The following is a 21,957-nucleotide window of genomic DNA, read 5'->3' on the forward strand; positions in this document are numbered from 1 at the left end:
AAGATAACCTTCAGTTTGTTTTAAACAAACTGAAGGTTATCTTTTTTTTACTTGAGTAAAAAACCAACTTATTCAAGTTTTCCTATCTAAAGAATGTCTTGCAATTCTTGGATAGCATTTATCCTTAGATCTGATTGTTGCAATTCTTCTTCTGACCCAAATCCATAATTACATCCTATGTTAACTAGATTGTGGTAGTGACTAATTTCAAAATCCTGTATGCGATCTCCGACAATAAGAAAATTTTCTTTATACTGTTTTTCAATTAATTCAAAAATCTTGTATTTGGCACTATACTCAAATGTTTCTGTGCAATACATCTCTTCAAAATACTGATTTAACTGAAAAGCTTGCCGATGTGCATTCATATATTTTTCACTACAATTACTTAAAAAGATAAGTTGGTATCCTTTATGTCTTAAGTAACCTAATGTTTCCAAAGCTCCAGTATAAAGAGTTGCTTCTTTTGCGAGAACTTTTTTCAGCAACGTTTCTCCTATGATTTTTGAAGCAGTAGCTTGGTGTTCAGCATCTAAATTAGGCATGAAATTTTCCCACATGTCTTTACTGCTATACCCTAACCATTTAGTGATTTCTTTATCTTTCCACTCTCTTGGGTCAGCTTTTTTATTCTCGATCAAATAGTTATAAGCCATTTTGAAAGCAGCAATATAGTTTGCCGTACTGTCATGCAGTGTCCCATCGTAATCAAAAATATTGGTTTGAATGTTCTTTAGTCTTGTTTTATCCATGATCCGACCTTACATGCCTTTCAATAGATTGGCCATTTCAATCGCTGAAACTGCAGATTCATAACCTTTGTTTCCAGCTTTCGTACCGGCACGTTCAATGGCTTGTTCAATGTTATCTGTCGTTAAGACCCCAAACATTACGGGTACACCTGTATTCATTGCAGCTGCAGCTACTCCTTTTGAAACTTCAGAACAGACATAATCGTAGTGCGAGGTAGACCCTTTAATGACTGCCCCTAAAGTAATAATAGCATCATACTTTCCTGAAGCTGCCATTTTTTGTGCAACTAATGGAATTTCATAAGCTCCTGGAACCCACGCAACTGTGATTTCTTCCTCTAGCATGCCATGTCTTCTTAAACCGTCAACAGCTCCACTTAATAATTTTGATCCTATAAATTCATTAAACCGTGCAATCACGATACCCACTTTTAAGTTTTTTGCAATTAATTGTCCTTCGAATACGTTCATTTTAATTCCTCCATGTATGATATTTTTTTGTAGTACGCTGTCCATTTTTAGTAGTTCAAATGATGATGCATTTTTTCTTGCTTGATCTTTAAATAGTCTTTATCTTCCGCAAAAGCTTCCATTTGAAGTGAAATTCTTTCTACAATATCCAAACCGTATTTATCCATACTCTCTACTTTCAGTGGATTATTAGTCATCAGGCGTAGATGAGAAACACCCAAGTCATCAAAAATTTGTTTGCATTCATAGTACTCTCGTAGATCAACTGGAAAACCAAGCAATAAGTTAGCTTCAATGGTATCGTGTCCTTGATCTTGCAACGCATAAGCTCTTATTTTATTGACTAAGCCAATTCCACGCCCCTCTTGACGCATGTAAACTAAAATCCCACGTCCTTCATCTGCAATTCGTTTCATTGCTGCATCCAATTGTTGACCACAATCACATTTTTTAGAACCAAATACATCACCTGTCAAACATTCCGAATGGATACGACAAAGTACCGGCTCTCCATCACTGACTTCACCCATAACCAAGGCGACATGGTGTTCACCAGTTACCGTATGTTCATAGGCATAGATGTCAAAATCTCCATATTTGGTAGGTAACAGTGCTTTAGATTCGCGGAAAATAACTTGTTCTTGGGTTTTTCGATACTCAATTAAATCGGCAATTGTACCGATTTTCAAATCATAATCATCAGCTAAAGCCAATAAATCGTCTCTTCTTGCCATCGATCCATCTTCATTCATGATTTCACAACACAGACCCACTGGTTGCAAACCTGCTAAACGCATCAAGTCAACCGTTGCTTCTGTATGTCCATTTCGAACCAATACACCCCCGTCAACAGCTTCTAACGGGAACATATGCCCTGGTCTTCTAAAGTCTTCCGCTTTTGCATCATCGCTCACCAATTTCATAGCGGTCAATGACCGTTCCCCAGCTGAAATACCCGTTGTCGTTTCCACATGATCCACTGAAATGGTAAAAGCTGTCCCATGATTATCTGTACTGTTTAGACTCATTTGTGGCAATGCGAACTTCTTTGTATAGCTTTTAGGCATAGGCATACAAATTAGACCTTTGGCATAACTAGCCATAAAGTTCACATTTTCTGTAGTAGCAAATTCAGCCGCACAAATAATGTCTCCTTCATTTTCTCTGTCTTCATCATCTACCAATAAAATGTTTTTCCCAGCTCTTAAATCAGCAAGTAACTCTTCAATTGTATTAAACATATGTCTCTCCATTCTGTTCTAAAAGAACCCGTTATCTTTCAAAAATTCTGTCGTTACTTGACTCTCTTGAACTGGCAATTTCGAATCCAAACCTAATAATTTTTCAACATATTTTCCGATCATATCGCATTCAAGATTTACAGCATCTCCTGGTTGCTTATGCAATAGAACGGTCTCTTCACCGGTATGAGGAATGACAGAAACCTTGAACGATTGATTATCAACCGTCACAACTGTCAAACTAACGCCATCAATCGCTATAGAACCTTTCTCAATAATGTAACGCAATAATTTAGGACTTGTTTCAACCGTGATCCAAACGGCATTATCCTCACGCTTCATTTCTCTTATCTTTCCCGTTCCATCGATATGGCCACTCACCATATGGCCACCAAGACGCGTTTCCAAACTTAGTGCTCGTTCCAAGTTAACGTAACTTCCAGGCGCTAATTCCCCTATGTTCGTCCGTTTTAACGATTCGGACATGACATCCGCATCAAAGGAATCATTTTCTATTTTCGTCACGGTCAAACAAATCCCATTTGTCGAGATACTATCTCCGATACGAGTCCCTTGCAATACTTTTTGTCCCTTTATTTTGAGTATTGAAGAATTTTCACCTCGCCTGATTGCTTGAATCGTTCCCATCTCCTCGATAATTCCTGTAAACATGCTTTTCCTCCAATCGATTGCTTCTCTTTATTTAATAATATAGCCTTCCACAAACAGATCTTCTCCGACCATTACAGGCGTCATCCGATCAATTTGAAATGCATTTTTTAATGAGTGAACTCCTGCCCCTTCTACAGCTGTTTTAGCCTCTTTTCCTCCAATGATTTTTGGCGCAATATAGGACTGTATTTTGTCCACGATTCCTTCTTCCAAAGCCGAGAAATTCAAATTTGCACCGCCTTCCAGTAAGATACTATCAATTCCTTTAGCTCCTAGTAGCTTCATTAATTCTTTTAAATCAACTCTTCCACCTTTTTCTTTAGTTACAAGCACTTCAATGTCCATCTGCTTTAACGTATCTAATTTTTCCTTATTGGCTCTTCTTGTGGTGGCCACAATTGTCTTCGCTTTATCTTGTTGAGTTAATACCTTTGAAGCGATTGGGATTCTTAGCTGACTATCGACAACAATTCTAATAGGATTACGACTGTTTAGTGTTCTAGAAGTTAGTTGTGGGTCATCCTTGATAATCGTTTCTATACCGACCATAATTCCAGCTAATTCATGGCGCAGGGAATGGACTTGTTTCCTAGAGGACTCACCAGAAATCCATTGAGATTCACCAGTCACTGTAGCGATTTTTCCATCTAGAGACATTGCATTTTTCATAACCACAAATGGTTCTTTCGTAACAATGTATTTTATGAAGATCTCATTCAATTTTTGACTCTCTTCTTCTAGTACACCTGTAACTACTTCAATTCCATTGCTACGAAGCCTTTCAATTCCTTTTCCAGCAACTAGTGGGTTTGGATCGAGTGTGCCCACGACTACTCGTTTAATGTTCTTGTCTATCAGTAAGTCTGAACAAGGTGGTGTTTTCCCAAAATGAGAACACGGTTCTAACGTGACATACAACGTTGCCCCAGTCACATCTTCTTTGGCTGATGCAATCGCATTTACTTCCGCATGGGGCTGTCCGTATTTTTGATGATACCCTTGCCCAATAACTCTTCCACCTTTTACAATGATCGCTCCAACTAAAGGATTAGGAGTTGTCCATCCTTTTCCCTTTCTTGCCAAGTCCAGTGCCATCCTCATGTACACTTCATCCAATCCTCTCACTCCATTCAAATTAAAAAAGCCCCAAGAATGTACTCTCAGGGCTTTCGTCATTTTTTTTACAAGGCTCAACAAATAACTCCGAATACTTTGTACTCGGTTACTTTTTGATTTTTGTAAACTTTGTCTTCGCTTTATCCAGACTATAACTGTCGGCTTCGGAATCTAACCGAATCTGCCTTACGGCTCGTGGGCTTTACCACCGGTAGGGACTTGCACCCTGCCCTGAAGACTATTTAATTTTTACTTTTCCACACAAAAAAGCCCCAGATTTTTATATCCAGGGCTTCGACTTATAGCTAAATAAGACTAGTTAATAGTTGCTTCACAAATTCATGATTGCTATCTATCCAAAAAAAGACTCTAGCTATCTTAATTTCTCTGCAATTACTTTGTCTTCGCTTTATCCAGACTATACTGTCGGCTTCGGAATCTGACCGAATCTGCCTTGCGGCTCGTGGGCTTTACCACCGGTAGGGACTTGCACCCTGCCCTGAAGACTATTTAATTTTTACTTTTCTACACAAAAAAGCCCTCAGAATTTTATATCCAGGGCTTCGACTTATAGCTAAATAAGACTAGTTAATAGTTGCTTCACAAATTCATGATTGCTATCTGTCCAAAAAAAGACTCTAGCTATCTTAATTTCTCTGCAATTACTTTGTCTTCGCTTTATCCAGACTATACTGTCGGCTTCGGAATCTAACCGAATCTGCCTTACGGCTCGTGGGCTTTACCACCGGTAGGGACTTGCACCCTGCCCTGAAGACTAATTTACTTTTGTAATGTAAGAATATATTTAAATACAAGAGATGTCAATATTTTTTATATGAACTGTCCGATTACCTTAATACTAAGTGTACTAAAAGTACTAGTAAAGGCTATTCTTCAGTAGTCTATTAATCACCTTTTTACATGAGCAACTTAATTCAGTGTCCTCTGAAGTGAGGTGCTCTTTTTTCAAGAAACGCCATGACAGCCTCTTTATGATCATCTGTTAAAGAAGACAGATGCATCAGTTGTGCCTCTCTATAATTGAATTTTTCTAAATCACTATAAAAAAACTCATTGGAAAGTTGCTTTTGATAGGAAACCGTTTGTGTTGGTAATGAAGCTACTTTTTTTGCAAATGCCCATGTTTCTTCCTCTAAAGTTCCATCTTCAACCACTTTATTTGCTAAACCCAATTCAAATGCACGCTCTCCTTTGATAGGTTTAGAAAACATTAACAATTCTGTTGCCATTGAGATTCCTACCATCTTTTGCAAGAAATATAGTACACCTGTGTCTCCTGGTAATCCCATGCCTACAAAGGCTGTAACAAGAGAGCTGCGTTTCTCCATGATACGAAAATCAGCTGCTAGTGCTACCCCCATGCCCGCACCCGCTGCCGCTCCATTGATAGAAGCAATAACCGGTTTGCTGCAGTTTCGAATGGCACGACCCATTGCCCCTGTAGCTTCGACCAAATGTTCTGGAATCCCTCCATCATCTTTTTCTATCATCTCTTTAAACTGGTTAATGTCCCCTCCTCCACAGAACAACTTTCCTTTACCTGTCAAAACAACTGCACGAATATTCCCATCTTCTGACGCCTTCGTTAAAGCTTCTGGAATCTCTCGAAATGAAACTTCTGAGAAGGCATTTCCGACTTCAGGTCTATTAAAAGTGATGTACGCAGTATTCTCTTTTTCTTCATACAGGATTGTTTGATACATTTCTACTTACCCCTCTTTTCTGACAATAATACGGACGACTTAGCAGCAATGGCTTTCTTACGAAATCAGTAGGAAATTCATTTATGCTAATAATTTTTGATCATTAAGACAACGCTTTCTTTTATATACTTAGTATATTCCTATAGCTCATTCGATACAAATTACCATTAGTCATACAGGGTATTAGCAAAGCTAATGACCTGTATGACTTTCTTAATTAAATTAATTTTTAGTTATTTCGTTTAAAACCATTTTACTGACTTATAAAGAAGATCCTGAATTTTTTTTTGCCACTTCATCAATGATATATTCTTCATAGCCATCCCCATCAATCTCATAATTCTTTTTCTGCTAAACCATCCAACATAACTGTATAAGATCCTTCAGGTTTTATACTTACTCGTCTAGACTTGCCATAAACCTTATAATGACTAGCGCAATTTAATCTACTATTTTTGACAAAAAAGCTCCCTCGTGAGATGCTTTATTTGTAATAAAATCAGAATATGAAGAGAATGGAGGATTTTTATGTCAACTATGGTTTTTGTGAATTTCCCTGTATCTGATGTCAATCGCTCTGCTGCATTTTATGAAAAATTAGGGTTTACTAAAAATAATGAATTCTCAAACGATGAAGCTGTCGCAATGGTTTGGGATGATAATTTTTGGATTATGCTACTGAATCACGAATTTTATAGCCGTTTTCTTAAAGATAAAACAATTGCAGATACTCAAACCACTAGCAGTGCTCTAATTTCATTCAGCCTGGAAAGCGCTGATGCCGTCAAAAAGTTTGCTGAAACGGCAAAAACCAATGGTGGTGATTTCTACAAAGTAGACATGGGAATGTCTGAAGATCAAATGTTTGGACTTGAAGTACAAGATCTAGACGGAAATACCTTAGAGCCCAGTTGGATGGCAATGTAATAAAGATTTTTAAACTACTGTAAATTAATAGATTGACGCAAAACACCTCTGTCGAATTCGACAGAGGTGTTTTTATAAAAATTCAATGGCTTTTTTGCCTGAAATAGGATTAATATAGGTGCGACATTCCACTTCATACAATTCTTGAATGACCGCTTCCGTTAACACTTCTTCCGGTCTACCCTCTTTAATAATTCGTCCATCTTTCATCGCATACAAATAATCCGTAAAGCGTGCAGCTAGATTCAAATCATGTAAAGCTGCTAATACACCTATCGGTAAGGAAGCGACTGTTCTTAAAATACTCAATTGATGTTTAATATCCAAATGATTGGTGGGCTCATCCAAAACTAAAAATTTAGGTTGTTGGACCAACGTTCTACCTAATATAACTCGCTGTTTTTCTCCACCTGACAGAGATAAGAAACTCCTATCCGCCATTTTTTCCAAGTCCATTTGGAGAAGAACCTTTTCGACAATTTCATAATCTAACGCATTGTCTCTCTCCATTAAACCTTTGTACGGTGATCGTCCGAGCAATAGCATATCACGGATAGAAAAATCAAAATTGACTTCATGAAACTGTCCCACGACACCCAATATTTTTGCGAGCTGTTTATGTGAAAGGTCTTGAACATTCTCGTCACCCAGCGTAATAACTCCCGTTTTGGGTTCAAGTAGTTTAGAAACACTTTTCAATAAAGTTGATTTCCCACAGCCATTCGGTCCGATCAGACCTACAAACTGATTTTGACGGACATGCAATGAAACATCTTGTACAATTTGCTGGGAGCCAATAGATACCGATACGTTATCAATCGTTAAATTCATACTTACCCTCCAAACTCGTAGCCTTTTTTAACAAAAATGTAAATGAATAGCGGTGCGCCAATTAAAGAGGTCAAAATACCAATAGGCAACTCAACTGTTGGCAGGATAATACGAGATAAAATATCGCACCATACCATAAATAAAGATCCCGAAAAAACTGATAACGGTAAGAAGTACCGATGATTTGATCCGACTATTCCACGGACAATATGAGGAATAATCAATCCTACAAATCCAATCATTCCAGTATTTGCCACGATAACTCCGGTTAGAATTGATGTAATAACGAGATACAATTTGCGGTAAAATTTCAAATTTACTCCAAGCGTAACGGCTGATTCATCGCCTAATAGCATAATATTTAAAATCCGTATTTGTGTTAAGAAAAAGAGCAAACAAACTAGAACAACGGTTGCCAACAAAGGAAGCTTGGACCAACTTGCTCCTGCCAAACTTCCCATCATCCAGAATGTTACTGAACGAATCCCTTCCGCATCATTGGCTATGTATATGATGAAATTGGAAAAGGCTGTAAAAAGGGCATTTAATACCATCCCGGATAAAATCAATTTGATTGAATTCATTTGTCCATGAATATTCGACAATAGTAAAACTAGAAGAGCCGCTGTCACCGCTCCTAAAAATGCCCAAAATGATAACCCAAATTGAGCCAAGATACTAGTTCCACCAAAGCCAATTAGAATAGCAAACGTTGCACCTAGAGAGGCGCCAGAAGAAATACCTAAGATATAAGGATCTGCGAGTGGATTTTGGACCGTTGTCTGCATAACCGCACCGGCTAAGGATAATCCCATACCCGTCAGCATTGCTAAAAGGACTCTTGGAAAACGAATCTGCCAGATGATACTTTCGTAAGAGTTAGAAGAAATGCCAGATAAGTCATTAACTATTCCTCCTGACAAATTTTCAAGCAGTATCTGAAACGATTCTTTCAGAGGTATTGCGACTTGTCCGACCGCAACACCGATTCCAATCGAAAAGATAATCAATACAGTAAAAAGGAGTAAACATATATAAAATAATTTGCGTTGCTTATCAATACGGTTCATCAGTTTACTCCTTCCTGCTGTGAATTAATTTTTTGACTGCATTTCAGTATTGAGTTGTTCCATACCGGTTAAAATTTGGTACCCATAACTCCAGAATTGATTGTAATCAATCGTATAGATGCGGTCTTCTTTGATTGCTGTCAGACTTGAAAGTGCGTCATTTGCTTTCAAATCAGCTAAGCTCTCTTTTGGATCGCGTCCACCCGTATAGTTAACCAATAATAATACATCTGGATCAGCTTCCAATAAAGCTTCGACACTGATTTCTCCCGTTACATCTGCAAATGTATTTTCTAAATCCATATAGCTTAAGGCATCGTTTAAGTAAGTGTCTGCTGCACCACTATAAATATTCACGTCCGTACCTTCTGCCCCAAAAATATAAGCATAATCAAGAGTTGCCTGTTTATCAGGAATGGCTGCAACGATTGCGTCCATTCTTGTTTTTATATCCGTTGAAAATTGTTGTGCCTTCTCTTCAACCGTAAATAATTTTCCTAAATGATCAATATCAGTATAGATATCCTCAAAAGTTGCGCCTGTCGTTGATGTCGCTTGAATATACGTCTGAATATCTAAATCATTCAATTCTTCCACTGTTCCCGTTCCCCATTCGGCATTGGCAAACAGTTGCCCACGTCCCACAACGATATCCGGATCAGTACCTACAACTAATTCTTTTCCAACATATCCTTCTGACAAAACGGGAATGCTAGAGAATTCCTCAGTTACCGTTTCATCGCCTTCACCGTATAAGGCGGCTACGCCTACAATGTCTTCAGCTAATCCAAGTTGGATTAGCAACTCCGCTGTTCCCTGGTTATTGGCAACAATCGATTTCGGGCTAGATTCGTACGTTATTTCTTTTTCTGAAAATACTGCACCTTCTGACGATGCGGTGTAATTATCCAACGTTAATGGAAAAGTTGTTCCTGCTATCTGTTCGGTTGATTTATTGTCCGTATTTGTCTGGTCTTCTGTCGTATTCTCTTGTCCACACGCTCCCAGCAATAAGCTTGAAGCTGCAACAAGTCCAAAGTATTTCACTATTTTTGATATTGTCATTTTTTTCACTCCATTTATATTGATTAGTTTTTCATTCTATTTGTGAAGATTTATACTTTCTTACCTTTATCTATACATTCTATCTAAAATAAGAAGACTAAATATAAAAATCAAGCTTGATAATTAAGAATCATTCCTTTTCTTAATTATATGATTGATTTTTGCTAAAGTAAATAGAAATGTTAAAACATTCACAAATAATCAAAGTAAGCCTTATTATATCAGTATCTTTTTATTGATTAATTCAAATATTAAACACAAACCACGATTTAAATGCTCTGAAATATCAAAAACTCACCTATCTTTTCTCTTAGTTAGCTTATTGTATTTTCACTTCTAAGTAATATTCTCTTTATCCATTAAGCAAAGATTATGGGATAAAGAGATATTTTGATTTGTCTAGCTTAATTTGACAAATTAGAATATTAGAAAATCGCTCTGAAATTCTTTTTAAATAGTTATTATAATCCATTTTACATCCCCTAGTTTAAATCTTTTTCAGCGCCAATATACTGGGCGTGCTTACTTAAATACATTAAATTGCTTAGAACCGTGTTTCATCAACCAGTACTAAAATAAAGCTATCAACTACTTATAAAAAAAGTAAGACTTGACCAGAATTTTTGTGAACGATATTTAAATGTGCTATATTATTCGTGAATTAAAGATTCATTACTAAAAAAACTTTTTTAGAAGAAGGAAAATTTATGTTTAAGCACACGAAAATTTTACAGTATAACACTCTACCTGATAAACCAGATGCTTTAATGGCACGTCGGTTACAAGAAAATCTTGGTGGCCACTGGGGTGAAATGACCGGAATGGCTGCATATTTATTCCAAGGTTGGAATTTAAGTACTCCTGGAAACGAAAAATACAAGACTTATTATTAGATACAGGGACAGAGGAAATTGGGCACATTGAAATGCTCGCTACGATGATTGCTCATCTTCTGGACGATGCTCCTTTAAACGTTCAAGAAAGCGCTTATAACTGTGGCGACCCTGCCCTTGCCGCAGTAATGGGCGGTATGAATCCACAACATGCTATTGTAAATGGTTTAGGCGCTAGTCTTCAAGATGCCAATGGTAATCCTTGGACATCTGCATATATGGAATCAAGCGGAAACTTGCTGGCTGACATGCGTTACAATATTACTCGTGAATCTATGGGACGACTACAAGTTACTCGTCAATACCATCTGACAGAGGATAAAGGAGTTCGCGATATGTTGAGCTTCTTAATGGCGCGTGAGACTCAACATCAACTACAGTTTATGCAAGTAGCGAAAGAATTGGAAGATAAATATGGGGTAATAGTTCCTCATGGTACAGCTGATTTAGAACATTCAGAATTCAGTCACACACTTTACAATTTCTCTGAAGGTGATGAGTCTAAAGAAATAGTTGAAGGCAAAATAGCCATAGATGGACAACCTTTCAAATATGAAGAAGGAAAAGCCATGTCTGAAAAACCGTTTAATAAACCAAGACCTGAAGCATTGAGAAATACGGATCTTGACCAAATAATCAAAGATGGAAGAAAAATTATCGAAAATGATCCTGAGTTAAAATAATCAAAGAGACGTTTTAAAGAGACCGAAACAAATAGTGTTGCCCCTAAAAGTTAGAGTAAAATTAAACTTTTGGGGAATATTTTTTATATTATTTATTTATATTAATGACACTCGATCAGAATGATACAACTAAGTAATTTACCAATCCAAAAGGACTCTATCGCTTAAAAACCGTAGAATCCTTTTTTGATACAATTTAGTTACCTATTTAGTACGTAGAGTAACAATGACATTTTCACTAAATCTCGTTATGTTGCCTGAATAAGCAATTGCGTTTCTAAATCGGGCTTTAGTTCTTCAACAACCACTAAATTTTAACGAAAAAAAAACATGTCAATTTATGACGAAAAAATTCCAAATAGTAAAAAATACCAGCATAGAAACTGTTTTTTGCCATGAAAAAGCGACCTCCAAATTTTAGATTTCACTCTAACTTTTGGGAGTCACTACCTTGAAACAATTATTGAATTAGTCGTTACTATCGGTTCTTTTATGTTTTATCCTAATCAAAATTTCTACCTGATTGCTTTTACTTTTTCTTTGATTAGTTCTCTTGTTTCACGAAACACAGTTAGTATTTCTTCCTCAGTACCCGTTGCTTTAGCGGGATCTTCTAGTCCCCAATGTTCATGCGTCACTCCCGCTGGTATTACTGGGCATTTGTCTCTTGCGTCACCACATAACGTGATAATTAAATCAGCTTTTTTGAAATAATCGGTATCAATCAGATTGGATGTCTGCGTAGTGATATCTATCCCGTCTTCTGCCGTTACTTTGACTGCTCTCGGGTTTAATCCATGTGTTTCAATTCCTGCGCTTTTTACTTCAAACTCTTTTGAGTCTAAAAATTTATGACCGTAACCTTCAGCAATTTGACTTCGACATGAATTACCTGTACATAAGAAATAAATTTTTCTCATAGTTATCCTCCATATTGTTTAGAATACTTAAATACGATTTTAAATAAAAAATATACTAATCAAAATACGAGTTTGCATAATTAAAATGGCAATCTCTTATTTTTGATCACAATATTTTGGTTAATTATCAGAAATTCATATGAGTAAAACTGTGGGAACACTTTTATCTAAAATAGCTATTAGATATTTTTATTTTCCAAAGTGTACTTTCTATCTTCTTCAAGCATTACCGTTTTAATATAGTCAAATGTTTCTTGTGGGATATGTCCGTTCGCATTAACTGCTGGTAGCATAATCGGGAAGTGTTTCGGCAATGCCAACTCATCATAACGATCGGTTACATCAAAATTGATTGTCTCTTCTTGACCATTTTTAATTTTTTGCCTTATCTCAGGATCCATAAGAACAGCCGAAGCCAAGGCGATGATATCCGTATAGTTTAGAGCATCCAAGGCTGCATCGGCACTTAATATGTCACCTGCTGCGATTAGTTTGGTTCTGCCAGCAAGCAATTCATGGATCACTTGGTTGATAATTTCACCTTCATGATCTCCCATTAGGGCTTTCGATTTATACGCTTCTGCTCCCCACAAAGAGGAATGAATATAATCAATCCCTAAATCAGCTATCTTATCAATTAGATAGAGAGAATCGTCTAGTGTATATCCTGCTATATTCCCATGGATTTCTTCCGGGCTAATCCGGTAACCGATAATGAAATCTTTCTTGCCACGCTTCGTTACTAATTCTTTTACTCGTTTTGTAATTTCTATCCCAAAGGCGGCACGGTTTTCACGTTTGCCTCCCCACTTATCATTTCGCTTATTGGATATTTCAGAGAAGAATTGCTGAATTAGGTAGTGGTTTGCACCGTGAATTTCCACACCGTCAAATCCTGCATCTATTGCCCGCCCTGCTGCCTTCACATACTGATCAATTACCTCTTCAACCTGCTCTTCGGTTAATCCGGTAATCGGATAATCTAAAAAGTCAACATCCATTGAACTTGGGCCATACACCACACCGTGCTGTTGGAAGGTGACTTTTGCTTCCCGACCTGGGTGGAAAATTTGGCAAATCGCTTTATTCCCTTTCGATTTCATGCTCGTGGCCAATTGAGTCAACCCATCCAGTTGTTCATCGCGATAAATCCCAAGTGCGTAACCAAATGCATTCCCATATTCAGTTACTGCAGCAGCACCTGAGATTAATAGGGAGGCTGCATTCGCACGTCTTTCAAAGTATTTGATATCTTCTTCTGTTACATCTCCTTCCAGAGAAGAACCATCCACTACCATTGGTGCCATCGCAAAACGTGTGTCTAGCTTTACACCATTATTAAACGTCACTTCTTCAAATAACTTGCCATATTTCGAATTCATAATTATGCTCCTTTACTTTTTATTTTTCACTTCACAACTCTACCCTCATTATAGGTTAAAAAGTATGCGCTTTCAATAAAACAGGCTTTGTCATCCAAGATGATGAACTTGCTTAACATTTGAAGGATGTTTACCAACTTCTGATTATGAAATAGTGAATCTACCAGGGGTTTTCGTTTACAAGACTGGATCCAAATAAAAAAGACTTTGCATACAGTGAAATATGGATGCCTATTCGAAAAAGAGAAATAAGGCAGTAATAGATATAAATCAATCAGGCGATAGAGGAGACAATCACCCACCTCCTGATTGATTTTATTTTCTTCTTTTTACATACTAGGCTTTAGTCTAAATCATTCATAGGTTCTGATTTATCAAAATTTCCTTTAAATAGAAAAACAAGATAGTTTATTTTCTTTATAATATCAGCTTCTTCTTTTTACCTTTTCATATTTTCTAAAGATTATTGTAGACCATTTCCATATGTGGAATGCCATCTTCCAAATACACTTGCGAAACCTTCACAAACCCTAAACTCGAATAAAATTCCAGCAAATACTCCTGTGCAGATATTCTAATTACTTTTTCATTTAAATTGTCCTCAATAAATGCTATTGCACGTGACATCATTTCTTTTGCAAGACCCTTGCTGCGATATTTTTTATTAACTAATACTCTTCCTATAGATACCTCATTAAATGAAACACCCTTCTCGAGTATTCGTAAATATACCAGGATTTCTCCATTTTCTTCCCCAAATAAATGATAGGCTTTTTTGTCTTTACCATCACATTCTTCATAAATACACTGCTGCTCTATTACAAACACTTCACTTCTAATTTTTATAATTTCATACAACTCGTCGTTACTCAATTCGTTAAATGTTTTTATTTTCCACTCCACAGTTTTTTTCTCCTTTTTACCTAGATTTTAACTAACCAGTTCTTTTAAAATAATCATCCTGTGCAAAATTCTATTTTTGGAGCAAAAATTCAACTGACTCATCATAAAATATGGAAATGTTTGGTGCATTACATACAACAATACAATACGTCTAGCATAATAGCCTAATATAAAAATCCCTATCATTAAAAAGAAGAAGAATAAAGGTGAAAAGTTTACAGAATCTACATTGAAACGTTTATTACCATTTTTACTGTAGTTTTAAAAATCAGCTACTATATTCTGAAGTTGGTTTTCAATATTATCGCTAAACAAATCAATATATTTTACTTCAATCTTTGCTTCAAGATCCGATTGATTATCAGAAAAATTAAAACTTTTAAAAACTCGTTCACCATAATAATCACTCTTAGGATAAAGCAGAATCACTTTTTCCACTGATTCTGAATGATGACGATACCGCGTAAAATAGGCATACATTTGATATAAATCACTTTGTGAAGGACCATCTGCTTTTAATAACTTCCATTTTGTATCCACTATTACTAAGTTGCCGCTCCCTTGATTAGAACGAATGATAATATCTGGTCGTAACCTATAGTTGCTTTTACTCCCATCATAACCATCAAATAGAAAATACTGTTGTTCTTGAGTACTTACTTTAAAATTTGGAAAAGCTCTTTTCATTTTATCCGCAATATACGCCTCAAAGATAGTTTCCATAGGAAAAAGTAAGGCAAACGCCAAAGAACTTCCTTTAAATGAAGTAAATGATTTCCGTTTCAAAAAAATTTCGGCCCATTTTATAGCACGTTCATAATATGAAAATTGACGTTTTATAGCTATGCGTTGAAAAGTTATTGGAGGATTATAGGTCAAATTCACATTTTCAAAATACAGCAATTGTTCTCGAATCAAACGCTGATTTTTAGCTTCGTGAGATAAACTTAATAAGTACGTTAACGTTGTTTTTATAATTTGATTTTCTGCTCCATCAACTTTAAATTCATCAAATTCGGTATAAAATTTAGCTTTATTCACAGAATTATGCTGTATTTGTTGCTGCAACAATAACTTTCCCTTTAAAAATATTTCATTACTTCTAACAGGAATATAGTCTGATTTTAAACCTCTTTTTAAAATCTTATCAACTTCGTCAATAAACATGGAAATAAATATCTCTAAGACGTTATTTTTATGTTCACTCAAGTGTGACATATCGAAACTCTTTCCATTAATGTGTTTCACTGTACGAAGCATGCGTATAAATAACTTCTTAACTTGTTCCTGATTTTGATGCGTGCGCGAAATTTTAGGTAGAATTTCGATAGTCAGACCTGATTTAGTCTGCAAAACACCAACGTAATTATTTGCTTGAACGCCATTACGAATAGGCCGTAAGTATTCCGAAATGTTTGAAGTTTCACCATTGCTTTCATCAATAAAGACTTTTAATTCAAGAATATCCTTTTGAGTAATCTTTATACCTTGAAAAACATCATTTACATAAATTCGATCATATTCTGCAATAGTAATCGTTCTATTCATTTACCGCACCAGAATTAGGATTTGCAATGTTGGTAATAAATTTTTCGAACTCTTTTATTGAAACTGATGTAATCAATTCATAATGTCCACTATCTTCTTCGACCCACTCATCTAATATAGTCGTATCGAAAATATCAGCTAAACTTTCCTTTTCATGTCTAATATAGATTTCTTGCGAATCATTTAGTATCGCTTTTATTTTTCTGAAATCATCATAGAAATATTCTTGAAGTAGCGGTAAAATTTTATTTTCAAAAGTTTTTTGTAAGTCTTCCATCGTTTGATTGTTAATAAAAAAGGCATGACCTAGAGTATGTTCCCTATCATAAAGAACACGGATGCGTTTATTAAGTATATCCAATATTTCTGCTACATCAACAGTGTCAATGATTCCGTTATCTCCAACATTTTCTCGGATCACATCTGAATCTGGCATTTTCTCTACAAATTCAAAACGTCTTCTCAAAGCCGTATCCATCATCGAAATTGAACGATCTGCTGTGTTCATCGTTCCTAGAATATATACGTTAGTTGGAACACCAAAACTTTCACCAGAATAAGGCAATGTTGCAGTCATTCCTACCCATTTTCCATCTTCATAGCGAATTCGCTTGCTGTCTTCTATTAATGTGATCAACTCACCAAAAATTTTGCTAATATTCCCACGATTTATCTCGTCGATAACAAATAAAAATTTGTTTGTCTTCCCATTTTCCAAATCTTTTTGTGCTTTACGACAGAAACGTAGAAATACTCCATCTTTCACTTCATAATGGATGTTTCCATTAACCGATTCAGCTCTAATGCCTTCAATAAAATCTTCATAACCAAATGATTGATGGAATGTAACAAATTCAAAAAAGAAGTCTCCCTCTCCTTGTTTTTGTACAGGTGTAGGAACTTCACTAGCATCTATTCTTCCCACTTGAGTTAGTGACCACTGATTATCGACCTTTTCAAAAAAGTCTGTTCCCTTGCGATAAGCAGATACAGTACTCTCTTTTGTGGCATTTTCAATAACTTCCGTGCTTAATGTTCCATAAATCGACTTACTTTTTTTCGTTTTCGCATACTCCTGAACGATTTTTGAACCTTCTATCTCTTTGATTGTTAGTGTTTTGTAATCATATTCTTTATAGGCAAGATAAATAATATCTTTCCAAGAGTATCCATCAAAATGATACTCTTGTTCTTTCGTCAGTTGATTTCCGATTAATTTTTCCCTATATTCATTAATTTGATACGTTTTACCCGTACCTGGAGGACCATATAAAATTGTATTTAAACCCATACTTTCAATTTTTTCAGTTGCTTCTGTTTCTATGCCGTTAACCTCTTTATCTTTTCTTTCTTTAACCGCTACATTTTTCTTATTAGCTGAATATTCAATAAGAATTTCTTCTGTACCCGTACCGAACTTATTTAGCAAACCTTGCACCAGCATAAGAGCATCTATTCCAGCAAAGGTTGCATACCAAACACTTTTCCCACCCAGTTGGATTTCCAAAATATTGGTCATTTTGCTAGCAATTCGGATAGTTTTTTGTTCTTCCACTTTCTCTTTAGAAGAGTAAAAGCCGATTGCGTTTCGAAAGTTGCTCGTTAAATCCTTCAATTTCGCATCTGTAGCATCAGGAAAAACATCTTTTAAAGTAATTTTAGTATCCTCTTTGTATGGAATTTCTAAGAGTAAGGCAACTTGTTCTACAATTCGTTTCCAAGCAAAGTGTTTAAGATTCTCTCTTGAAAATTCGTTCCTATTTACTTTAAATGAGAGTAGTCTTCTTTTTTCTAAGTCTTCATAGCGTAAAGTAAGTGGCACGCCTTTTTTTAAAGTAACATCAAGTTTTCCATACCATTGGCCTTTCCAATAGGGATCATTTAAGAAATACTGATAATCTTGTTCTACATCTTCCATAGAAAATTCAATCAATCTTTTTGCGAATTCTGATTTAGATATCTCTGGTTGCCAAATTGGTTCTTCACTAGTATAGAAAAACCATTCTTTCTTCTCTTGACGATAATCCTTCAATAAATTTACAGTTATAGAACGTTCTTCGCCTGATATACCTTCGACTATTCCAACTGCTTTGATTCGCATAACTGAAATAGTATTATTATTTGGGTTTTCAAATGGAAGTTCTGTTTTTCGTGTAACCGACGTTTTAGCAACTACGTAATCTCCTACACTTATTTCACTAAACCTTTGCATTTCATCTTCTTTATCTTCTAAATTAAGTTCCCATGTTCCTTGGTCAATAAAATCATCTAAACGATCGCTATCTTCAAATGACGTATTAACAAAGAAATAATTTTTCCCTAAATCTATTTCCAATTACTATTCCTCCAAACTATGTACTTATTAACATGTTATGTGCTCAGTTTACCACTAATTATTCATGACTCGCCGATAATATTAATGTCACATCATAGTGTCCAATCTTAAAGCATTTCACTTTAAGAATACCATTTTTAGAAAGAGCCGTTATTACAGAAGATACTATAGTCAATTCATATATTTTATAAATTTTTCTGTTAAACCTTCCGTGGGTATATATAGTTAAAATATACCATTGTTATACTTGTATATATTGGATATCTCATATTCTTTTTCAAAAATAAAATAATGTGACTCTCACTTCCATTTCTGATACAATAGGCCAGTCATGCTATTTCTCAGAGAAACTATATACTTTTTCGGATTAGGTCGATTTTTGAAAGATAGTCAGACTCTTGTATGCTAAACCAACCTAATCCGAAACACATTCACAAAAATTAAATGCATGTATAACATGCCGAGGGAGAACCATTTGTTATTTAATGAATTAGAATTGAACCAACACATATTGCACGCACTGAAAGAAGCAGGCTATACGAAAGCAACGCCTATCCAAGAGGATGCCATTCCGCATCTGATGAACAACAAGGACTTGTTGGGTTGTGCCCAGACTGGTACTGGTAAGACAGCTGCATTTGCCTTACCGATCCTTCAAAATATTATGGAAGAAAAAACAATTGGAAAAGGTGCCATCAAAGCCTTAATCCTTGCTCCTACACGTGAACTTGCCATACAAATCGGTGATAGTTTCCAAACATACGCTAAATACCTTCCATTGAATATCCAAGTAATTTTTGGTGGCGTTTCCCAGAATCCTCAGACAGCCACGCTGAAACGTGGAACAGATATCCTAGTTGCGACCCCAGGCAGACTGTTGGACCTTATCAAACAAGGATTTGTCAAACTGAACCAGGTTGAGTTCTTCGTCTTAGACGAAGCCGATATGATGTTGGATATGGGGATGTTACGTGATGTACGCCATATTATCCGCGAATTGCCTAAGAAACGTCAAAGTATGTTCTTTTCAGCAACGATGCCGAAAGAAATCGAAAAACTTGCAGGAACTATTTTATCAAACCCGGTAAAAGTGGTGGTCAATCCGGTTTCATCCACTGTTGAAGTCATCCAACAGAGTGTTTATCGCGTAGCCAAGGCCGACAAAACTAACCTCCTTATCCATCTTTTGAAGAATAAGCAGGTTGAGCGCTCCCTAGTCTTCTCCAGAACCAAGCATGGCGCCAACAAAATCGTCAAAAAACTTTTGCAAGCGGGTTTCTCCGCCGAAGCGATTCACGGCAACAAGTCCCAGAATGCGCGTCAGCAAGCTTTAGAAAACTTCAAGACCATGAAAACTAGCGTTCTCGTAGCGACAGATATCGCAGCCCGTGGTATCGATGTGCCTGAGCTTTCGCAAGTTATCCAATTTGACTTGCCTGAAGTTCCAGAAACCTACGTTCACCGTATCGGCCGTACAGGACGAGCAGGGCTAAGTGGAAAAGCTATCTCTTTCTGTGATGAAACAGAATCAGACTTGTTGCGCGACATTGAAAAACTTAGTAAGAGGAAAGTTTCAGTCATAAAAGACCATCCCTATCTGTTGAAAGAAGGCACTCAAGCACCAACACAGCAGGCGAGAAAAGCAGTTGCCCCGCGTAATAATGGAACACGAGCTAAAAGTAAACAAGTTCGAAGAGGCGGTCAAAAATCCGCACAAAGACCTCGTGTACAAACGAAAAACACGTAAAGTAAGCGATTAACAAAGGCGTTTTTTGCCACCTCTTATGTGGACTCGCACTTGCATCTAGACTATTACTTCACTGGTCAAGATGACGAAATAAAAAGGGAAGGAAAGAAATCTTCTTCCATCATAAAAGATCGAGGGTTCATGCATTGAATGCATGGACCCTCGATCTTTATCATTGTCAATTCCTTAGGTTAATGACCTATTAGATAACCAACTGAATTCAGAATAATTTTGTTCCATTAATACATTCCAAATTTTAAAATCTGTCGTTATACTAACCAACTGACCCTTCCATCTCATACGCAATCAATCGGTTCAACTCTACTGCGTATTCCATTGGGAGTTCTTTTGAGAAGGGTTCGACGAAGCCCATGACGATCATTTCGGTGGCTTCTTGTTCGGTCAAGCCACGGCTCATCAGGTAATAGAGTTGTTCTTCTGAGATTTTAGAGACTTTGGCTTCGTGTTCGAGCGAGACATTGCCGTTATGAATCTCGTTGAACGGGATCGTATCTGACTTGGATAAGTCATCCATGATGATCGTGTCGCATTCGATATGGGAGATAGATCCGCCTGAGTTTTTGCCAAACGTCACTTGCCCACGGTAATTCACTTCTCCACCGTCTTTAGCGATGGATTTTGAGACAATCGAACTTGAGGTGTTGGGTGCGTTATGGATCATTTTTGCTCCGGTATCTTGGTTTTGTCCGGCTCCTGCCATCGCAATCGACAGCATCGTTCCTCTAGCTCCGCGGCCATTCAATAAGATGCTTGGGTATTTCATCGTTGTTTTGGCTCCAAGGTTGCCATCAATCCATTCCATAGTAGCACCTTCTTCGGCTACCGCACGTTTGGTTACCAAGTTGTAGACATTGTTGGACCAATTTTGAATCGTCGTATAGCGGCAGTAAGCGTCTTTTTTAACAATAATCTCAACGATAGCAGCATGTAGACTACTAGATGAAAAAGTTGGTGCGGTACAGCCTTCGACGTAATGCACACTTGCGCCTTCATCCACCACAATCAAAGTGCGTTCGAATTGCCCCATTGCTTCATCATTTATCCGGAAATACATTTGCAATGGTACGTCGCAGCGCACACCTTTTGGCACATAAATAAAGGTTCCGCCAGACCAGACAGACGAATTAAGTGCCGCTAATTTATTATCGGTTGCCGGTACAACTGTTCCAAAGTGTTCTTTAAAAATCTCTGGGTATTCTTTTAGTGCGGAATCGGTATCAGTAAAGACGATCCCCATTTTTTCAAATTCTTCTTTCATGTTGTGATAAACCACTTCAGATTCGTATTGCGCGCCAGCTCCAGCTAGATATTTGCGCTCAGCTTCAGGAATTCCAATACGTTCAAAAGTTTCTTTGATTTTATCTGGTACATCTTCCCAGTCACGTTCAGGTTGGTTACTGACAGTCTTGTAATACGTAATGTTATCAAAATCGATTTCTGATAAATCTGCTCCCCATGTTGGCATCGCTCGTTTAGTAAAGTGATCATAGGCTCTCAATCGGTAATCCAGCATCCAGTCCGGTTCTTGTTTGCGTTTTGAAATCTCACGAACGGTTGCTTCCGTTAATCCTTTTCCCGTTGTATAAATGGATTCCACATCATCATGAAACCCAAATTGGTAATTCTCACGTTCTGGTACTTCTCCCATTATTCTTC

Annotated in this window: 17 protein-coding genes, 1 pseudogene and 3 riboswitches; of the genes and pseudogenes, 3 read left to right on the top strand and 15 right to left on the bottom strand. The window is 36.7% G+C overall.

The annotated features are described in order from the left end of the window. Nucleotides 1-86: 86 nt before the first annotated feature. The 6 genes from BP18_RS06650 to BP18_RS06675 all read right to left on the bottom strand — a co-directional run bounded on the left by BP18_RS06650 (nucleotide 87) and on the right by BP18_RS06675 (nucleotide 5,976). A complete protein-coding gene (locus BP18_RS06650; protein ID WP_035050506.1) occupies nucleotides 87-752 on the bottom strand; it encodes an HAD family hydrolase in 666 nt (221 codons plus the stop codon). A gap of 9 nt (nucleotides 753-761) precedes the next feature. After that, nucleotides 762-1,223, bottom strand: a complete 462-nt coding sequence (gene ribH / locus BP18_RS06655; RefSeq protein WP_007721326.1) for a 6,7-dimethyl-8-ribityllumazine synthase — start codon at nucleotides 1,221-1,223, stop codon at nucleotides 762-764. Between the two features lie 47 nt (nucleotides 1,224-1,270). Then, the gene (locus tag BP18_RS06660) at nucleotides 1,271-2,464 is read right to left on the bottom strand and encodes a bifunctional 3,4-dihydroxy-2-butanone-4-phosphate synthase/GTP cyclohydrolase II (protein ID WP_007721328.1); all 1,194 of its coding nucleotides are present in this window, start codon (nucleotides 2,462-2,464) and stop codon (nucleotides 1,271-1,273) included. Nucleotides 2,465-2,482: 18 nt separating this feature from the next. Beyond that, the gene (locus tag BP18_RS06665) at nucleotides 2,483-3,136 is read right to left on the bottom strand and encodes a riboflavin synthase (protein WP_029277639.1); all 654 of its coding nucleotides are present in this window, start codon (nucleotides 3,134-3,136) and stop codon (nucleotides 2,483-2,485) included. Nucleotides 3,137-3,163: 27 nt separating this feature from the next. Next, on the bottom strand, nucleotides 3,164-4,237 hold the full coding sequence (gene ribD, locus BP18_RS06670; protein WP_029277637.1) for a bifunctional diaminohydroxyphosphoribosylaminopyrimidine deaminase/5-amino-6-(5-phosphoribosylamino)uracil reductase RibD: 1,074 nt from the start codon (nucleotides 4,235-4,237) through the stop codon (nucleotides 3,164-3,166). A 142-nt stretch (nucleotides 4,238-4,379) separates the two neighbouring features. Next, nucleotides 4,380-4,495, bottom strand: a riboswitch (FMN riboswitch). A 153-nt stretch (nucleotides 4,496-4,648) separates the two neighbouring features. Continuing rightward, nucleotides 4,649-4,763, bottom strand: a riboswitch (FMN riboswitch). A gap of 154 nt (nucleotides 4,764-4,917) precedes the next feature. After that, nucleotides 4,918-5,032: riboswitch (FMN riboswitch) on the bottom strand. Nucleotides 5,033-5,187: 155 nt separating this feature from the next. Beyond that, on the bottom strand, nucleotides 5,188-5,976 hold the full coding sequence (locus BP18_RS06675; RefSeq protein ID WP_029278525.1) for an enoyl-CoA hydratase/isomerase family protein: 789 nt from the start codon (nucleotides 5,974-5,976) through the stop codon (nucleotides 5,188-5,190). A gap of 528 nt (nucleotides 5,977-6,504) precedes the next feature. Here BP18_RS06675 and BP18_RS06680 point away from each other — a divergent pair. Further along, nucleotides 6,505-6,903 (top strand): VOC family protein, encoded by a 399-nt coding sequence (locus tag BP18_RS06680; RefSeq protein ID WP_007721352.1) that lies wholly within the window; start codon nucleotides 6,505-6,507, stop codon nucleotides 6,901-6,903. 72 nt (nucleotides 6,904-6,975) lie between these two features. On the opposite strand, the gene BP18_RS06685 is transcribed toward BP18_RS06680, so the two are convergent. Genes BP18_RS06685 through BP18_RS06695 form a run of 3 tightly spaced genes read right to left on the bottom strand, consistent with a single transcriptional unit; the run spans nucleotide 6,976 to nucleotide 9,869 of the window. Continuing rightward, on the bottom strand, nucleotides 6,976-7,734 hold the full coding sequence (locus BP18_RS06685; RefSeq protein WP_007721355.1) for an ABC transporter ATP-binding protein: 759 nt from the start codon (nucleotides 7,732-7,734) through the stop codon (nucleotides 6,976-6,978). A 2-nt stretch (nucleotides 7,735-7,736) separates the two neighbouring features. Further along, nucleotides 7,737-8,804, bottom strand: coding sequence for a FecCD family ABC transporter permease (locus tag BP18_RS06690; RefSeq protein WP_007721358.1), 1,068 nt, complete (start codon nucleotides 8,802-8,804; stop codon nucleotides 7,737-7,739). 24 nt (nucleotides 8,805-8,828) lie between these two features. Then, a complete protein-coding gene (locus BP18_RS06695; RefSeq protein ID WP_035050508.1) occupies nucleotides 8,829-9,869 on the bottom strand; it encodes an ABC transporter substrate-binding protein in 1,041 nt (346 codons plus the stop codon). A gap of 767 nt (nucleotides 9,870-10,636) precedes the next feature. Between BP18_RS06695 and BP18_RS06700 the strand changes: the two are divergent. Continuing rightward, nucleotides 10,637-11,445: pseudogene (locus BP18_RS06700) on the top strand (manganese catalase family protein). 515 nt (nucleotides 11,446-11,960) lie between these two features. Here BP18_RS06700 and arsC read toward each other — a convergent pair. From arsC to BP18_RS12335, 5 genes are all read right to left on the bottom strand, one after another. Beyond that, complete coding sequence (gene arsC, locus BP18_RS06705; RefSeq protein WP_029277756.1) at nucleotides 11,961-12,365, bottom strand: arsenate reductase (thioredoxin); 405 nt, start codon at nucleotides 12,363-12,365, stop codon at nucleotides 11,961-11,963. A gap of 179 nt (nucleotides 12,366-12,544) precedes the next feature. Continuing rightward, entirely contained in the window at nucleotides 12,545-13,747 is a 1,203-nt protein-coding gene (locus tag BP18_RS06710; protein ID WP_029277754.1) for an NADH-dependent flavin oxidoreductase, read from the bottom strand. A 456-nt stretch (nucleotides 13,748-14,203) separates the two neighbouring features. Beyond that, nucleotides 14,204-14,650: a GNAT family N-acetyltransferase gene (locus BP18_RS06715; protein WP_029277752.1), complete on the bottom strand. Its 447-nt coding sequence runs from the start codon at nucleotides 14,648-14,650 to the stop codon at nucleotides 14,204-14,206. A 261-nt stretch (nucleotides 14,651-14,911) separates the two neighbouring features. Continuing rightward, nucleotides 14,912-16,198: an McrC family protein gene (locus BP18_RS06720; RefSeq protein ID WP_029277750.1), complete on the bottom strand. Its 1,287-nt coding sequence runs from the start codon at nucleotides 16,196-16,198 to the stop codon at nucleotides 14,912-14,914. Beyond that, nucleotides 16,191-18,533, bottom strand: a complete 2,343-nt coding sequence (locus tag BP18_RS12335) for an McrB family protein (protein ID WP_051669247.1) — start codon at nucleotides 18,531-18,533, stop codon at nucleotides 16,191-16,193. The genes BP18_RS06720 and BP18_RS12335 overlap by 8 nt, the downstream gene beginning before the upstream one ends. A gap of 475 nt (nucleotides 18,534-19,008) precedes the next feature. Here BP18_RS12335 and BP18_RS06730 point away from each other — a divergent pair, with 475 nt between their 5' ends. Then, nucleotides 19,009-20,280 (top strand): DEAD/DEAH box helicase, encoded by a 1,272-nt coding sequence (locus tag BP18_RS06730; protein WP_029277746.1) that lies wholly within the window; start codon nucleotides 19,009-19,011, stop codon nucleotides 20,278-20,280. Between the two features lie 274 nt (nucleotides 20,281-20,554). Here the strand turns inward: BP18_RS06730 and sufB are convergent, their stop codons facing one another. Then, on the bottom strand, nucleotides 20,555-21,949 hold the full coding sequence (sufB, locus tag BP18_RS06735) for a Fe-S cluster assembly protein SufB (RefSeq protein WP_029277744.1): 1,395 nt from the start codon (nucleotides 21,947-21,949) through the stop codon (nucleotides 20,555-20,557). Nucleotides 21,950-21,957 lie beyond the last annotated feature (8 nt).

Source organism: Carnobacterium jeotgali MS3, assembly GCF_000745125.1.
In the GTDB taxonomy this organism is placed as follows: domain Bacteria; phylum Bacillota; class Bacilli; order Lactobacillales; family Carnobacteriaceae; genus Carnobacterium_B; species Carnobacterium_B jeotgali.

Coding starts and splice junctions, on each gene's coding strand:
- BP18_RS06650 (WP_035050506.1), bottom strand. CDS start 752: ATGGATAAAACAAGACTAAAGAACATTCAAACCAATATTTTTGATTAC.
- ribH (WP_007721326.1), bottom strand. CDS start 1,223: ATGAACGTATTCGAAGGACAATTAATTGCAAAAAACTTAAAAGTGGGT.
- BP18_RS06660 (WP_007721328.1), bottom strand. CDS start 2,464: ATGTTTAATACAATTGAAGAGTTACTTGCTGATTTAAGAGCTGGGAAA.
- BP18_RS06665 (WP_029277639.1), bottom strand. CDS start 3,136: ATGTTTACAGGAATTATCGAGGAGATGGGAACGATTCAAGCAATCAGG.
- ribD (WP_029277637.1), bottom strand. CDS start 4,237: ATGAGGATGGCACTGGACTTGGCAAGAAAGGGAAAAGGATGGACAACT.
- BP18_RS06675 (WP_029278525.1), bottom strand. CDS start 5,976: ATGTATCAAACAATCCTGTATGAAGAAAAAGAGAATACTGCGTACATC.
- BP18_RS06680 (WP_007721352.1), top strand. CDS start 6,505: ATGTCAACTATGGTTTTTGTGAATTTCCCTGTATCTGATGTCAATCGC.
- BP18_RS06685 (WP_007721355.1), bottom strand. CDS start 7,734: ATGAATTTAACGATTGATAACGTATCGGTATCTATTGGCTCCCAGCAA.
- BP18_RS06690 (WP_007721358.1), bottom strand. CDS start 8,804: ATGAACCGTATTGATAAGCAACGCAAATTATTTTATATATGTTTACTC.
- BP18_RS06695 (WP_035050508.1), bottom strand. CDS start 9,869: ATGACAATATCAAAAATAGTGAAATACTTTGGACTTGTTGCAGCTTCA.
- arsC (WP_029277756.1), bottom strand. CDS start 12,365: ATGAGAAAAATTTATTTCTTATGTACAGGTAATTCATGTCGAAGTCAA.
- BP18_RS06710 (WP_029277754.1), bottom strand. CDS start 13,747: ATGAATTCGAAATATGGCAAGTTATTTGAAGAAGTGACGTTTAATAAT.
- BP18_RS06720 (WP_029277750.1), bottom strand. CDS start 16,198: ATGAATAGAACGATTACTATTGCAGAATATGATCGAATTTATGTAAAT.
- sufB (WP_029277744.1), bottom strand. CDS start 21,949: ATGGGAGAAGTACCAGAACGTGAGAATTACCAATTTGGGTTTCATGAT.